Genomic DNA, 14,924 nt, shown 5'->3' with positions numbered 1-14,924 from the left:
CCGTTTTGTTATTCTGGCTTACTTCATTGACTCGAGTTCTTCCCAACGGCTGAAGCAAGCATCCAACTGCTGTTCTTTATCGGCCAACAATTGCAACTGTGCTGCAACTGTTGCCTGCTCCTGAGCATAAAAATCGGGTTGATTCACCTGGGATTGCAGTTTATCAATCTCCTGCTCCAACTGTTCCATCAATCCTGGCAGCGCTTCTAGCTCTCGCTGTAGCTTATAAGACAGTTTTTTCACCGTCTGAGTTTTGTCTGAAACAGGCTTTACCGATGGCGTGCTCAGTTGGACAGGATTAATGGTCTCAGGTTCCATTGCTTCACGATAGAATCTTGCGCCCTGCGCTACCGCATCCTGATAGCCACCAACGTATTCACTCCAACGGCCATTTCCTGCATACCACCAAGAGCTGGTCACGGTATTATCGATGAAGGCTCGGTCGTGGCTTACCAGCAGCAATGTGCCTTGGTATTCTGTGAGCAGAGACTCTAACAATTCAAGTGTCTCAATATCAAGATCATTTGTTGGTTCGTCGAGGATTATAAGGTTTGCAGGCTTTAACAAGAGCCGCGCTAGCAGTAAACGGTTCTTCTCGCCCCCACTGAGCGCCTTAACTGGCGTACGCGCACGTGCTGGAGAAAACAGAAAATCCTGTAAGTAACTGAGGATGTGGCGGTCCTTACCATTGATCGTGATAGTGCTTTTACCATCGCCAACATTTTCTTCGACTGTTTTTTCTTCATCCAATGCCTCACGGTACTGATCGAAATAGGCGATTTCGAGTTTAGTACCGGTACGGATACTACCACTTTGGGGTTGTAGCTGATCAATCAACAATTTGATTAAAGTGGACTTGCCACAGCCGTTGGGGCCAATTAATGCGATTCGATCCCCCCTTATCACTCGGGTACTAAAATCACGAACTAACTCCTTGTCACCCCAGCAATAGCTCAGATTGTTCACATCGAACACCAATTTACCACTGCGTTCTGCATCACTCACGCCCATGGTGGCGTTACCCTGGCGTTCAATACGAGCACGACGTTCCATCCGCAACGCCTTGAGCGCGCGCACGCGACCTTCATTACGGGTACGACGCGCTTTAACCCCTTGCCGGATCCAAGCTTCCTCATCCGCTAATTTCTTATCGAACTGCGCGTTTTTTTCCTCTTCAACCCGCAACCATTCCTGTTTTCCGTCAAGATATTGCTGATAGTTTCCGGGCCAAGATGTCACCACGCCACGATCAAGATCGACAATACGGGTGGCAATGCGTTGAATAAAACCACGGTCATGACTGATGAAGGCGATAGCGCCTTTAAAACTTAATAAAAACTGTTCAAGCCATTCAATGGTATCGATATCCAGATGGTTAGTTGGCTCATCTAGTAGCAGTAAATCAGGTTCATTTACCAAAGCTCTTGCCAATGCCACTTTACGTTGCCAGCCACCGGACAGTTCTGACAACCGTGTGGTTTCATCCAGTCCTAGCAGTTTACAGGTTTGCAGAATACGGCTGTCCAGCGTCCAGCCATCCTGCAGATCTAACTGTTCCTGTAAGCGCGCCATTTTGGCAAGCCCTTGTGTTTGAGCGTCTCCACTCATCGTGGCAATTGCCACCGACAACTCATGGTACTGATCCAGCAACTCTCCAATATCTGCCAATCCGGCAGCAATATAACGATAAACGGTTGCTGTTTCCGCTTTTGGGGGATCCTGTTGTAACCGACTGACTTTTACATCTGAGGCAATATTGAATTCACCATCATCCAGCAGCACATCACCACTGATAATCTTCAGCAGGCTCGATTTACCGGCACCATTACGCCCGACAATACACACCCGCTCACCGGCTTCTATGGTGAAATCCGCATGCTCCAACAGCGGAATATAGCCATAGGCCAACGAGCCATTATTAATACGTACCAGACTCAAAACTTACTCCTGTGTCACTGCTTGGCCAGTCCTGACCAGATAGCACTTGCTGCTGAGGACTCAATATTACTGGTTAGCAGCCAAGTGTTGTGAATATGTGGATTGCGCCGAAAATCTTGCGGCAACATCCGAGCATCCATATTCTCTACCGTCAACCCCGCCGCCTGCAGCGTTTCAAGCTCCATTTTAAATTTACGCTTGTTGTTGGAAAAAATGATTTCGCCACCGGGATTTAGCAGCTTAGCAAGCGACAACAGCAACGGCACATGATCCCGTTGCACATCGAAAGCGTCTTCCATCCGTTTGGAATTGGAAAAGGTTGGCGGATCGATAAAAATCAGATCAAATTTCTGCCGACAATCGCAGATCCACTGCAGGCAATCACCTTGTTCGAAGTGATACTGACGACCGTTCAGACCATTGAGCATGAAGTTATCTTTGGCCCAGTTCAGGTAGGTATTTGACATATCAACCGTCGTGATTGATTTTGCGCCACCTAACCCTGCATGCACAGAGGCTGTCCCGGTATAGGCAAACAAATTGAGTACATCACGCCCTTGAGATTTACTACCTACCAACTTCCGAATGAGCCGATGATCCAAAAACAGCCCGGTATCGAGATAATCGGTAAGGTTCAGCTTGAAACGAGCGCCATATTCATTAGCAACCAGCTCCAATCTTTCACCATCTAGTTTCTGATACTGATTGCTGCCCTTTTGCCGCGCACGAGTTTTAAGGATAATGTTATCCGCTGGAATATTGGCAGCCCCTGGCAATGACAACAAAATATCGGTAAGACGGCGTTTACTGACGGCCTCTGGTATTGTTGCAGGCGCAGCATATTCCTGAATAACCAGATAATTCTGATACTTATCGATCGCAACATTGTATTCTGGAATATCCGCATCATATATGCGATAGCAATCAATGTTTTCTTGCTGGGCCCACTTATCCAGTTGTTTCAGATTTTTCTTAACCCGGTTGACAAAAGACGCGGCAATTTCACTCAGCGCTTCACCAGAATGCTGTGCCAATACCGCCGCACGTTGCGGTGTTTTCACATGCAGCGTGTACAAATTGAAGGCACACTCTAGCGCACCATTATACATTTTTAGCTGTTTATCAGCTTTTAGCTTCAAGGCCGATAATAGCTCAGCTTCACTGCATAACAGTGCTACCTGCCAACCGCCAAAATCTTTTTTTAGATGTTCGCCAAACTGAAAGTAAAGTTGCAGCAACGAGGTCACATTACCCAATCGTTCACCGTATGGCGGGTTAGCGACTAATAGCCCCGATTCCATCGGTGGCATAACATCAAGCGCATTCGCTACTTTAAACTCAATAAGTTCCGCGACACCAGCATTAGCGGCATTGCGCTTAGCTAGGGCCACCATTCGCGAATCGATGTCAGAGCCGTAAAAACGCACATCACAGCGGCGTATGCCCACAGTTGCCCGGGCTTTGGCCTCATCTGATATGGTCTGCCAAAGGGCTTGGTCATGCTGTAACCAGGCTTCGAAACCAAAACGTTGACGCAACAAACCAGGTGCCATATCTGCAGCCATCATCGCCGCTTCAATGACGATGGTGCCACTACCACAGAAGGGATCGACCACAGGACATTGCTTATCCCATTGTGCGCGCAGCAACATATTCGCGGCTAAGTTTTCCTTGAGTGGCGCTTCACCAGTGCCATGTCGGTAGCCGCGTTGATGCAAAGCAGGCCCGGAAATATTCAGTGCGATGGTGACCTGACTATTTCGGTAATGGGCATCAATACGAATATCCGCTTGATTCCGTTCTACATCTGGACGGTTCAATCCTGCATTGCGGAAACGGTCTACCACGGCATCTTTCACTTTCAAAGCGCCAAACTGGGTGTTATTGATAAACCCGCCCATCCCATGAAAATCGAGACTAAAAGTGCTGCGATTACTGAAATGCGCAGGCCAGTCAATAGCATAGGCAGCCGCGTATAACTGTTCTGCGGTTTCACAACTGGCCTGATGTAACAGCACAAGTACTCGGCTAGCTAAGCGGCTCCACAACACGATGCGGTATACCTGCTCGAGTGAGGCGGTAAAGTAGACGCCAGCTTGGGACTCTTTAACATCCGTCGCACCAAGCGCCAGCATTTCCTGAGCCAGGGTGTATTCAAACCCTTTAGGTACAGCGGCAAAACAATTCAACATGCAATCAACCAAGCGATTTCAATAAAACCGCCATTATACCCTGTCAGCGCTATAAAAGATAAGCCGTTACCAGTGCTAAACAGATCGACAACGGAAGCCAAAATATATGGTCAAATTAACGGCATCCGCCTAAAAGACCAACCCTATCTGTACTAAAAATAGACACTTGTGACTTTTTTCAAATACGCTTCTTGCAATGCCGATAGTAGACGGCTATAGTGCGCCCCACTTAGACGGACGCGGGATGGAGCAGTCTGGTAGCTCGTCGGGCTCATAACCCGAAGGTCGTTGGTTCAAATCCAGCTCCCGCAACCAGTTCCTGTCTATGTGTCATATCAAAGTCGTCGCGGGATGGAGCAGTCTGGTAGCTCGTCGGGCTCATAACCCGAAGGTCGTTGGTTCAAATCCAGCTCCCGCAACCAATGATATAACACTTCATGAAAACCTCAGTCGCGGGATGGAGCAGTCTGGTAGCTCGTCGGGCTCATAACCCGAAGGTCGTTGGTTCAAATCCAGCTCCCGCAACCAAATCTTATCGTGATCACGTCCTATTAATATCTCCATCAATCCGCATATATGGATTGGCAACTGACTATTGTGTGCATATTGCCTACCGTTCTTATTGTCTGCATAGTCCAAAATGCTGAGTGCCTTTGAGTAATAAAGAGAGGTGAACACAGACGGTGTTTGAGATAACACAACCTAATTCTCTGTGTTTAACGCCGCTGACAAAAACGCCCCTTGTAACTACAAACGCATGTTTTTAGTTTGAAATTACGCTAAACGGCCCGCTTGGTACCGCCCTAGTGTTTGACACCTTTCAGATAACCCCGAGATAAAATACGACAACCAACGATAATGTTTGCTGTATTTTACCTACTGACAGATCAAGGCATTATGCTGGCTATCCTGCGCCAACCGCCCAGATAACACTCAAGAAATACTCAGACTGTTAAAGGCTTATGAACTGAAGACGTTGCTCTCATCATCGATTTACACATTTCTTTGATCTATTCCAGCCTATCAATAGCCATGAACAACCAAGCCCAGTAACTCCTTCTCTAATTTCTCCATAATGAATGGACTATAATCGCGCATAAAGAAAAGGCCACCTCAACTAGGCAGCCTTTTCAGCGCTATTGCGCGCATCCATCAGTAAAGATGTATACCGTAATTATTTATTAGCAGCTTCGACACGGCTTTTTAACTTCTGTCCGGGGCGGAAGGTTACCACACGCCGAGCAGAAATTGGGATATCCTCGCCAGTCTTGGGGTTACGACCAGGCCTTTGGTTTTTATCCCGCAGATCAAAATTTCCGAAACCGGATAATTTCACCTGTTCACCATTTTCAAGCGCTAACCGGATCTCCTCGAAAAACGTTTCCACCATATCTTTGGCGACACGCTTATTGATCCCAAGTGTTTCGAAAAGATGCTCTGCCATTTCGGCCTTGGTAAGTGCCATACTTTAATCCCTCAACGATGCGTTGAACTCGGACTTAAGGACTGAAACCACCGACTCAACTGTCGCTGCAATTTCTTTTTCCTCAAGGGTACGAGTGTTATCTTGTAACGTAAGTGCTATTGCCAGACTCTTCTTGCCAGGCTCAACACCCTTGCCTCGGTATACGTCAAACAAGTTTAAGCCAACCAACTGATTTCCGCCAACTTTTTTTATCATTGCTAGAATATCTCCAGCAACAATTGTGTCATCAACTACCACGGCAATATCACGACGGTTCGCTGGATATTTGGAGATTGCCTTTGCCTCGGGCACGGAGCCATGTAATAGCGCATCCAACTGCAGCTCAAACACAATCGTTTTACCGTTAAGACCGAAAGGCTTCTCCAGTGCTGGATGCACTGCACCAATCACCCCTATCACCTGATCATTTCTCAGGATTTCAGCACATTGCCCAGGATGTAGTGCAGAATGTGACGCACTCCTAAAACTAAATTCAGCATCGGAAGCTGTCAAGCCAATAATCGCTTCTAAATCACCTTTAAGGTCGAAAAAATCAACAGTTTTTGATTCGATCGACCAATGTTCCTCTGTTTGCGGTCCGGCAATGACAGCTGCCAGCATAGCTTGCTGCTTTACGCCCATTTCTGCTGCAGTATCAGGTACAAAACGCAAACCTGTTTCAAACAGTCGCACCCGCCCCTGTTGTCTAGCCTGATTATAACCAACCGCGCCCAGTAAACCGGTGAACAATGACAGTCGCATAGCAGACATTTCACTGGAAATTGGATTAGGCAACACCAGGGCTTGCTGTTGCGGATGCACTAGCTGCTGCAGTTTAGGATCAACAAAACTGTAGGTAATCGCCTCTTGGAACCCACGGGCAGCGAGTAAATTGCGCACTTTCGCCAATTTGACGTCCGCTTCACAATGCTGCGTCATGTTCAAACGCGCTAGCGGTGCTTCATTAGGGATACTGTTATAACCGTAAATACGGGCAACTTCTTCGATAAGGTCTTCTTCAATAGCCATATCAAAACGATAAGTCGCCGTCGTTACCTGCCAACCGTCAGCGACTTCGGTGACCGCAAATCCCAGACGGGACAATATTTCTGCCACGTCAGCGTCAGGCACATGATGCCCCAACAGTTTATCGAGCTTAGCGCGACGTAGCGTAATTTCAGCCGCCTGCGGCAGATATTCGGTCGCCAGTGCTTCAACTACGGTACCGGCATCACCACCACAAATATCAAGGATCAAGCGGCTGGCACGATCCATCACCTTATGTTGCAATTGTGGATCAACACCACGCTCAAAACGGTGGCTAGCATCAGTATGCAGCCCTAGATTACGGGCTTTACCCGTGATAGCCAACGGGGCGAAAAAGGCACATTCCAACACAATATCGCGTGTCTCGGCAGAAACACCTGAGTGCTCACCACCAAAAATCCCGGCTAGCGCCAATGCTTTACTGTTGTCGGCAACCACCAATGTATCAGCAGGCACAGCAATATCATTGCCATCTAGCAGTGTTAAGTGTTCTTTGCCATCAGCAAAACGTATGTTTAGCTCACCATCAATCTTTGCCAAATCAAAGGCATGCATTGGCTGACCATATTCCACCAGCACAAAATTGGTGATATCAACAATAGGATCGATAGAACGGATACCGCTACGCCGCAGTTTCTCTATCATCCATGCTGGCGTTGCAGCGGTAACATCAATATTTTTGATAACACGACTGAGATAACGTGGACAAGCTTGCTTAGCGACGACATTCACCTGCATAGCCGCATCAGTGGATGCCGCGACAGGTGCCCAACTTGGTTCGGTCACTGTCATTCGGTTAAGCACGCCCACTTCGCGCGCTATACCGGCCATCCCTAGACAATCAGCGCGATTAGCCGTCAGATCGACATCAATAATGGCATCATCCAGATCCAGATATTGCCGTACATCCATGCCCAGCGGCGCATCCTGCGGTAATTCGATAATACCGTTGCTTTCAATATCAATGCCCAGTTCGCTATAGGAGCACAGCATGCCATTGGATGGCTGACCGCGCAGCTTGGCTTTCTTGATTTTGAAGTCGCCAGGTAAAACAGCGCCAACAGTGGCAACACACACTTTCAGTCCAAGACGACAGTTAGGTGCACCGCAGACAATATCCAGCAGCTCTTCTGCGCCAACATTGACTTTAGTCACCCGTAGTTTATCGGCATCAGGATGCTGAGAACATGCCACCACTTCCCCCACCACTACACCAGAAAAGGCGCCAGCGACAGCGGTAATTTCATCGACTTCCAGCCCAGCCATAGTGATCTGATGGGCTAACTGATCACGGCTTACGGCAGGACTAACCCACTCACGAAGCCAGGATTCACTCAATTTCATAATACTTGAACTCCGTTATTTGAATTGCTTAAGGAAACGCAGGTCGTTTTCGAAAAAGGCGCGCAAATCAGTTACGCCGTAACGCAACATAGTCAAGCGCTCTACGCCCATACCAAAAGCAAAACCAGAGTATTTTTCAGGATCGATACCCACACCGCGCAGCACATTAGGATGCACCATGCCGCAACCCAGCACTTCCAACCAACCGTTTTTGCCCTTTACATCCACTTCAGCAGAAGGTTCAGTAAACGGGAAATAGGAAGGACGGAAGCGGATCTCCAGATCTTCTTCAAAGAAGTTACGCAGGAAATCATGCAAAATGCCCTTCAGTTGGGTAAAGCTGACGTTCTCATCCACCATCAATCCTTCTACCTGGTGGAACATCGGAGTGTGCGTCATATCGTAGTCGTTACGATAAACCCGCCCGGGAGAAATAATACGCAGCGGTGGTTGTTCCACCTCCATGGTGCGGATCTGCACCCCGGAGGTTTGCGTCCGCAAGACGATTTCTGGATTGAAATAGAAGGTGTCGTGATCTGCCCGCGCCGGATGATGCGGCGGAATATTCAAGGCGTCAAAATTGTGATAACTATCTTCCACTTCCGGCCCTTGCACTACACTGAAACCTAGCTCACCAAAAAAGGTTTCGATACGCTCAATAGTGCGGGTCACCGGGTGCAGACCACCATTGCCTAGCGTACGACCAGGCAATGTTACATCGATTTTCTCAGCGCTGAGTTTAGCGTCAAGTTCAGCTGCCTTGAGACTATCGAGGCGCGCTGATAAAAACTGCTGTACCTGCTGTTTAGCCTGGTTCACCTGCTGACCAAAAGCCGGTTTTTCTTCCGGACTCAGGGTGCCCATCAGTTTCATCATGTCAGTGATCTTGCCTTTTTTGCCAAGATAATCGACACGGATTTCATCGAGAATTTTCAGATCATCGGCCCCATCGATGGCGGCTAAGGCCTGTTGTACGATCTCAGTTAACTGCTGCATCTTCCCTTCCAGTGCATGCCAGTCCCAAAAGGACTGTATAAGGTATCTTCGTTTGCGACATAAAAAAGAGGCAAATTTTACTTTAATCACAGGAATTTGACCAGTGAGTAAGCCATTTTAGCAAAGTAAAAAAACGCTGAAAGCAGTTATGGATTAAAAGTTTATTAATTTTTAAACGACTGCAGCACCCAGTCTTTAGTGGCAGACACCATATGATATGCTGTAGCGACGATATAGCCATTCTCCAGCCAAGATGTCTCAGCAAAAGGTCCTGCAACTGCGGGATTATCAGCAACAAGCCGTCGATGCCGCCATCCACTATTTCCGACATCAGCCAGGCAGTGCCGTCATAGTGCTGCCCACGGGGGCAGGGAAAAGTATTGTCATAGCCGAATTGGCACGCATTGCTCGTGGTCGGGTACTGATTTTGACCCACGTAAAAGAGCTGGTAGCGCAAAATGCCGATAAAGCCGCGCTGCTGACCGATGATATCAGCGTCTATTCTGCCGGACTGAAGCAAAAAATAAGTTCTGGCAAAACCGTGGTGGCGGGGATCCAGTCTGCTGCGCGCAATCCGCAAGCATTTATGAAACCCTTTTCTTTGGTCATCATTGACGAATGTCACCGCGTCAGTGACGCAGAATTTAGTCAATACCAACAGCTTCTAAAATGGTTGCAGCAACACAATCCTAAAGTACACCTGCTGGGATTGACCGCCACCCCTTATCGGCTCGGCAGTGGCTGGATCTACAAACGTCATTATCATGGCCATGCGGGTAATGTCGACACCGGCCTGTTCGACGATTGTATTTTTGAGTTACCGCTGAGGCTGCTGATCAAACAAGGCTATCTAACACCGCCAAGATTATTGGATGGCTTATCGGCACAGTACAATTTCAGTCAGTTACGCCCCGATGAACTAGGCAACTATCAGGACAGCGAAGTGGATGCCTTGCTGCAGCATTGTGGCCGCGCCACCACGGCCATAGTAAAGCAACTCATGCAACTGGCGGTGAGTCGTCGAGGAGTGATTATCTTTGCCGCGACAGTGCGCCACGCTGAGGAAATTATGTCGCACTTACCCGAGACAAAGGCCGCTCTGATTACCGCAAAAACTGCCACTACGGAGCGAGATCAGATTATCGTTCGATTCAAACAACAGCAGCTGAAATTCCTAGTAAATGTGACGGTGCTCACCACTGGCTTTGATGCGCCACATGTGGATTTGATTGCGATTATGCGCCCCACCGCTTCCGTCGCACTGTTTCAGCAGATGGTTGGCCGTGGTTTGCGTTTGAGTGACGGCAAGCAAGATTGTCTTATTATCGACTATGCCGCCAACGGTTTTGACCTTTTCAGTCCCCAAATAGCCCTCCCACGACCTGCGCCTGATACCGAGCCTGTACAAGTGATCTGTCCAGAATGTGGTTTTGCCAATATTTTCTGGGGAAAAACTAACGAAGATGGCGAAATCCTAGAGCATTTCGGCAGACGTTGTCAGGGGCTGATTGCCGCCAAGCCACATCCGCAACAGTGTCGATATCGCTTTCGAGCACGTTTTTGCCCAGACTGCGGTGCCGAAAATGACATCGCGGCACGGGAGTGCAGTGAATGCCATTCACAACTGGTAGATCCCGACAAACGGCTGAAAGAAGTGCTTGCACAGCGACACCATCATCTGTTTCGAGTGCAACAGATGCAACTACGCGCACAAGATGACAAACTACTAGTGGAATATTCCGACATCGATGCTAACCATTTTTCGGAACAATTTCGTGTCACAACACTTGCCCAGCGGCATGCGCTTTTTGCCCGGTTTATCTATCCACATGACCGCCGACCCGGCCTGCCATTGCCCTCGTTTTCGCATGCGGAGGAACTGCTGGCACTGGCAAGCAGATTTCGAGTGCCCGCGCTACTTTTGCTAAAAAAACAGGGGAAACACTGGGTGTTGCTGGAAAAATTCTTTGATTACCAAGGACGCTACCAGACTGAAAACCATAATGCTTAGCAGAAGTATACCGCTAGCCACTTCTGCTACCGCAGTCACTGTGCTATAACCACTGCATCGTTGAAAGAAGGAGTTATTATGCACGTTGTTATTTTCGGCCGCCCCGGCTGTCCTTATTGTGTTCGCGCCAAACAGCTGTCCGATCAATTGACTGAAAAGCGCGATGATTTCAGCTACAAGTATGTGGATATTTATGAGGAAGGCATCACCAAGGCCGATTTAGAGAAAACCGTTGGCAAACCGGTAGAGACAGTGCCACAGATTTTTATTGATAAAGAGCACATCGGCGGTTGTACCGACTTTGAAGCCTATGTCCGGGAAAACGGCTTGCTATAAGCCATGATGCTGGCATTTTTTTAAAGGCACCTGCGGGTGCTTTTTTTGTGCAGAAGACAGCAGAGCAGCAAACGCCAACCGACAATTTCAACAGAAATGGTGGTGCGTATAAGATTTGCGCTAATAATGCACCAGTAACAATGGCTCGATTAACTGAACTACTTATCTGCGGGATAACATGAGATGGATTGGTGGGCCGTATAGGGCTCGAACCTATGACCAATTGATTAAGAGTCAACTGCTCTACCAACTGAGCTAACGGCCCACACTTGTGGGATCATGGTGGGTCGTATAGGATTCGAACCTATGACCAATTGGTTAAAAGCCAACTGCTCTACCGACTGAGCTAACGACCCTAATTTGGCATTTAATAAGTATTTCGCTGGTGGGTCGTATAGGATTCGAACCTATGACCAATTGGTTAAAAGCCAACTGCTCTACCGACTGAGCTAACGACCCAACTTCGGAATACTAACTATATCGCTATTTTGATTTGATGGTGGGTCGTATAGGATTTGAACCTATGACCAATTGGTTAAAAGCCAACTGCTCTACCGACTGAGCTAACGACCCGCTACTGGATTTACAGCAGAAATCAAATCAGTGGTGGGTCGTATAGGGTTCGAACCTATGACCAATTGATTAAGAGTCAACTGCTCTACCGACTGAGCTAACGACCCACTGCTTTGTTGTTGATTAACTGAAATTGGTGGGTCGTATAGGATTTGAACCTATGACCAATTGGTTAAAAGCCAACTGCTCTACCGACTGAGCTAACGACCCTTTCAGTTAAAAACACAGCGCAGTAAGCTAAAAACTGCGGTCCCGCGCTGTGGGCGCCTATAATACCGCTTTCCGTTTCTCATGCAAGTGCAAATTCGGCTTTTTTTCCCGTTTGCCTGAAAAACAGTCTGGGTGGATGTTTTTTAGTTAAATCATGGTTTAATTGCCGCCAACTGCTGCTTGGCAATGCTTGCGGCAGCGCTGTTTGCATACTCATTAACCACTTGTTGGTAACGGGATTTGGCAGCGGCTTTGTCATTGGATTTCTCGGCAATCAGTCCCAGTTTGACCAGACTGTCAGCCCGTTTACCTGATGCTTTGAAATTATTGACTACATTTTCAAATGCAGTCTTGGCCTGAGCATAATCGCCTTTATTATAAAGGAGTTGCCCAAGCCAATAGTTTGCATTGTCTGCAAAACCAGAATTAGGATATTGGCTGATAAAATCCTTGAATGCGGGAATTGCTGCATCATACTGGCGTTCTTTCAGTACCAGATCCACTGCATGTTGGTAACTGTCAGTCTCAGACAAGGACACACCGCTGCTTACGGGTTGTGGTGCGTTACTGTTAGCCACTGGCGCTGGAGTACTGGTTTGTTGACTGCTGAGCTTACCTATCTCTTCATACAACTGACGCTGCCGCTGCAGCATCTGATTGATCTGATAATTCTGTTGCTCAGTGGAACCACGCAGATCCAGAACTTCCTGCTGCAGCGCATCTAACCGCTGCTGCATATCTATCTCGGCCTGCTGTCTCGCCTTAATGATACGTTCCAGCCGCGCAATGCGGTCGCTGTCGCTGCCAACAACGCCAGTTCCCAAATCCTGTACCGGCGCAGGCGTTGCTGCGGTAACGGCACAGATGGGAAGCAACAGCGTTGCTGCTGCAATTAGCCTGATCTTCATGTACTTATTTCCTTAGTAAACTAACACTGCACGACGATTCTTAGCTTCGCCTTCATCGGTGTGACTCAAATCAGCAGGTTTTTCTTCACCATAGCTCACAATACTCATCTGGCTTGGCAGTACCCCTAAACCTTGCAGATATTTGGCCACGGCTTTAGCACGGCGTTCACCCAAAGCTATGTTGTATTCTGGTGTACCGCGCTCATCGGTATGACCTTCAATCAGCACTTTAACATTAGGGTGGCTGACTAGATAATCCGCATGAGCCTGCAGCAGATCCGCATAATCAGCACGAATTTCACTGCGGTCGAAGTCAAAGTAGATGACACTATCTTTACGCAGTTCTTGGAACTTCAGACGCTGCTGCTCTTCAGGGCTTAACACTTGAGCTGCGCCGCCCATCTCTACCCCACCGTTTGCACCATATTGACCACTACCAGAAGTGGTGCCAGTACCCGCGGCAGTTTCAGAATCAGACGTAGAGCTACAGGCACCCAATGCCAGTAATGGCAAAGATACGGCCAGAGCCTTAAGCGAATTTTGGAGTTTCATCATTAAATCCTTCTGTAATCAATTATAAAAATGGTGACCAGGCCGGAGATCTCACTTCGCCCTGTCCCACTGGCAATCTAGCTTTAAATCGTCCGTCTACCGACACAGCAGCCAATACTTGCTTGTTGCCATAAGTCGTGCCGTAAATCACCATCGTTCCGTTGGGCGCGACACTAGGTGATTCGTCCAAGCGGGTTGAGGTCAGTACCTGCATAAAACGGGTTTGCAGGTCCATTCTGGCAATATTAAATTTACCGTTGGTGCGGTTGACAAAAATCAGGCTACGGCCATCTGGGGTAACCTCGCCGCCCAGGTTCCATTCACCGTCAAATGTTAAGCGGGTTACCTTATTGCTTGCCAACTCCACTTTATATAGTTGGGGGCGGCCGCCACGCTCTGAGGTGAACACCAGCGATTTACCATCTGGAAACCATGCAGGTTCGGTATCGATGGCATAATGATTAGTCACCCGCGTCAGCGCGCCGCTAGCAATATCGACAATATAGATTTCTGGCTGTCCATCTTTGGATAAGGTAATCGCTAGCTTACGCCCATCCGGTGAAAAACTTGGAGAACCGTTGATACCAGGATAACTGGTAACCTTTTGACGAGTCCGATTATAGATATCCTGAATGAAAATCTCGGCGCGCTTATTCTCAAAGCTCACGTAAGCCAGTTTCCGGCCATCTGGCGACCAAGCGGGAGACATCAGCGGCTCGGGCGAACGCAACAACATCTGTTCGTTGTAACCATCGTAGTCGGCAATCATCAACTGATAAGGATTAGGCTGAGTACGATCCACCACCACATAAGCGATACGGGTCAGGAATGCACCCCGGATGCCAGTGAGCTTTTCATAAACAATATCACTGATACGATGAGCATACTGACGAAATTGCGCGGCACTAATGACGGTCTGACGACTATCCAACAGGTACTCAGTCTTGGGCTGCGGCCCTTTGGCCTGCATCTGCGCTTTCACCAAATCAACCAGGTCAAAGCTCACCAGATATTGATCCTGCCCATAGGGCTTGACAGTGCCCATCACGACCGCTTCGGCAGACACATTACGCCAGTCATCCAGATTAAAATCACTGATTTGACCGATACTACGTTGTCCAAGCCCGGTTTCGTCCAATGGTTTGAACGTCCCACTACGAGTCAAATCCGAGGCAACCACATCAGAAATGGAACTGGGTGGCGGCGTTACGCCTTGCCAGACAAAAGGCACTACCGCTATCGGCCGAGCGGCATCCACCCCTTCAGTGATTACAATGTCCAATGCGGCTCTTGCGGGTAACACCAACAGTGCCAGTAACACCATCAGACCCTGGGTAAAATATTTCATGGGA

The 14,924-nt window shown here is 48.2% G+C and carries 10 protein-coding genes and 9 tRNA genes; 5 read left to right on the top strand and 14 right to left on the bottom strand.

The genetic code is table 11. The features are described from left to right. Positions 1–18: 18 nt before the first annotated feature. Entirely contained in the window at positions 19–1,938 is a 1,920-nt protein-coding gene (locus tag J3L11_RS00640; protein ID WP_207569683.1) for an ABC transporter ATP-binding protein, read from the bottom strand. Between the two features lie 14 nt (positions 1,939–1,952). Then, on the bottom strand, positions 1,953–4,130 hold the full coding sequence (gene rlmKL / locus J3L11_RS00635; RefSeq protein ID WP_207569682.1) for a bifunctional 23S rRNA (guanine(2069)-N(7))-methyltransferase RlmK/23S rRNA (guanine(2445)-N(2))-methyltransferase RlmL: 2,178 nt from the start codon (positions 4,128–4,130) through the stop codon (positions 1,953–1,955). A 238-nt stretch (positions 4,131–4,368) separates the two neighbouring features. Between rlmKL and J3L11_RS00630 the strand changes: the two genes are divergently transcribed. The 3 genes from J3L11_RS00630 to J3L11_RS00620 all read left to right on the top strand — a co-directional run bounded on the left by J3L11_RS00630 (position 4,369) and on the right by J3L11_RS00620 (position 4,658). Beyond that, positions 4,369–4,445: transfer RNA gene (locus J3L11_RS00630), tRNA-Met, on the top strand. A gap of 30 nt (positions 4,446–4,475) precedes the next feature. After that, positions 4,476–4,552, top strand: a tRNA-Met gene (locus J3L11_RS00625). Between the two features lie 29 nt (positions 4,553–4,581). After that, positions 4,582–4,658, top strand: a tRNA-Met gene (locus tag J3L11_RS00620). A gap of 646 nt (positions 4,659–5,304) precedes the next feature. On the opposite strand, the gene ihfA is transcribed toward J3L11_RS00620, so the two are convergent. From ihfA to pheS, 3 genes are read right to left on the bottom strand one after another with little or no spacing between them, the layout of a single operon-like run. After that, on the bottom strand, positions 5,305–5,595 hold the full coding sequence (gene ihfA, locus J3L11_RS00615) for an integration host factor subunit alpha (protein ID WP_133038777.1): 291 nt from the start codon (positions 5,593–5,595) through the stop codon (positions 5,305–5,307). A gap of 3 nt (positions 5,596–5,598) precedes the next feature. After that, the gene (gene pheT / locus J3L11_RS00610) at positions 5,599–7,986 is read right to left on the bottom strand and encodes a phenylalanine--tRNA ligase subunit beta (protein ID WP_189615344.1); all 2,388 of its coding nucleotides are present in this window, start codon (positions 7,984–7,986) and stop codon (positions 5,599–5,601) included. A gap of 15 nt (positions 7,987–8,001) precedes the next feature. After that, positions 8,002–8,982: a phenylalanine--tRNA ligase subunit alpha gene (gene pheS, locus J3L11_RS00605; RefSeq protein WP_133038775.1), complete on the bottom strand. Its 981-nt coding sequence runs from the start codon at positions 8,980–8,982 to the stop codon at positions 8,002–8,004. 253 nt (positions 8,983–9,235) lie between these two features. Between pheS and J3L11_RS00600 the strand changes: the two genes are divergently transcribed. After that, positions 9,236–10,993 (top strand): DEAD/DEAH box helicase, encoded by a 1,758-nt coding sequence (locus tag J3L11_RS00600; RefSeq protein WP_207569681.1) that lies wholly within the window; start codon positions 9,236–9,238, stop codon positions 10,991–10,993. Between the two features lie 78 nt (positions 10,994–11,071). Next, complete coding sequence (locus J3L11_RS00595) at positions 11,072–11,329, top strand: GrxA family glutaredoxin (RefSeq protein WP_133038773.1); 258 nt, start codon at positions 11,072–11,074, stop codon at positions 11,327–11,329. A 189-nt stretch (positions 11,330–11,518) separates the two neighbouring features. On the opposite strand, the gene J3L11_RS00590 is transcribed toward J3L11_RS00595, so the two are convergent. From J3L11_RS00590 to tolB, 9 genes are all read right to left on the bottom strand, one after another. Further along, positions 11,519–11,594: transfer RNA gene (locus tag J3L11_RS00590), tRNA-Lys, on the bottom strand. A gap of 15 nt (positions 11,595–11,609) precedes the next feature. After that, positions 11,610–11,685: transfer RNA gene (locus J3L11_RS00585), tRNA-Lys, on the bottom strand. Between the two features lie 27 nt (positions 11,686–11,712). Then, positions 11,713–11,788 (bottom strand) — tRNA-Lys (locus tag J3L11_RS00580). A 38-nt stretch (positions 11,789–11,826) separates the two neighbouring features. Continuing rightward, a tRNA-Lys gene (locus J3L11_RS00575) sits at positions 11,827–11,902 on the bottom strand. Positions 11,903–11,933: 31 nt separating this feature from the next. Continuing rightward, positions 11,934–12,009, bottom strand: a tRNA-Lys gene (locus J3L11_RS00570). A gap of 27 nt (positions 12,010–12,036) precedes the next feature. Further along, positions 12,037–12,112, bottom strand: a tRNA-Lys gene (locus J3L11_RS00565). A gap of 152 nt (positions 12,113–12,264) precedes the next feature. Beyond that, entirely contained in the window at positions 12,265–13,020 is a 756-nt protein-coding gene (gene ybgF / locus J3L11_RS00560; RefSeq protein ID WP_207569680.1) for a tol-pal system protein YbgF, read from the bottom strand. Positions 13,021–13,032: 12 nt separating this feature from the next. Beyond that, positions 13,033–13,572: a peptidoglycan-associated lipoprotein Pal gene (gene pal, locus J3L11_RS00555; protein WP_133038803.1), complete on the bottom strand. Its 540-nt coding sequence runs from the start codon at positions 13,570–13,572 to the stop codon at positions 13,033–13,035. A 22-nt stretch (positions 13,573–13,594) separates the two neighbouring features. Beyond that, positions 13,595–14,920 (bottom strand): Tol-Pal system beta propeller repeat protein TolB, encoded by a 1,326-nt coding sequence (gene tolB, locus J3L11_RS00550; RefSeq protein ID WP_189615350.1) that lies wholly within the window; start codon positions 14,918–14,920, stop codon positions 13,595–13,597. Between the last annotated feature and the right edge of the window lie 4 nt (positions 14,921–14,924).

This window comes from Shewanella sp. 4t3-1-2LB (assembly GCF_017368415.1).
Lineage (GTDB): Bacteria > Pseudomonadota > Gammaproteobacteria > Enterobacterales > Shewanellaceae > Shewanella > Shewanella fodinae.
Note: the sequence above shows the minus strand (reverse complement) of the source record. Positions and strands in the feature narration are given on the sequence as shown.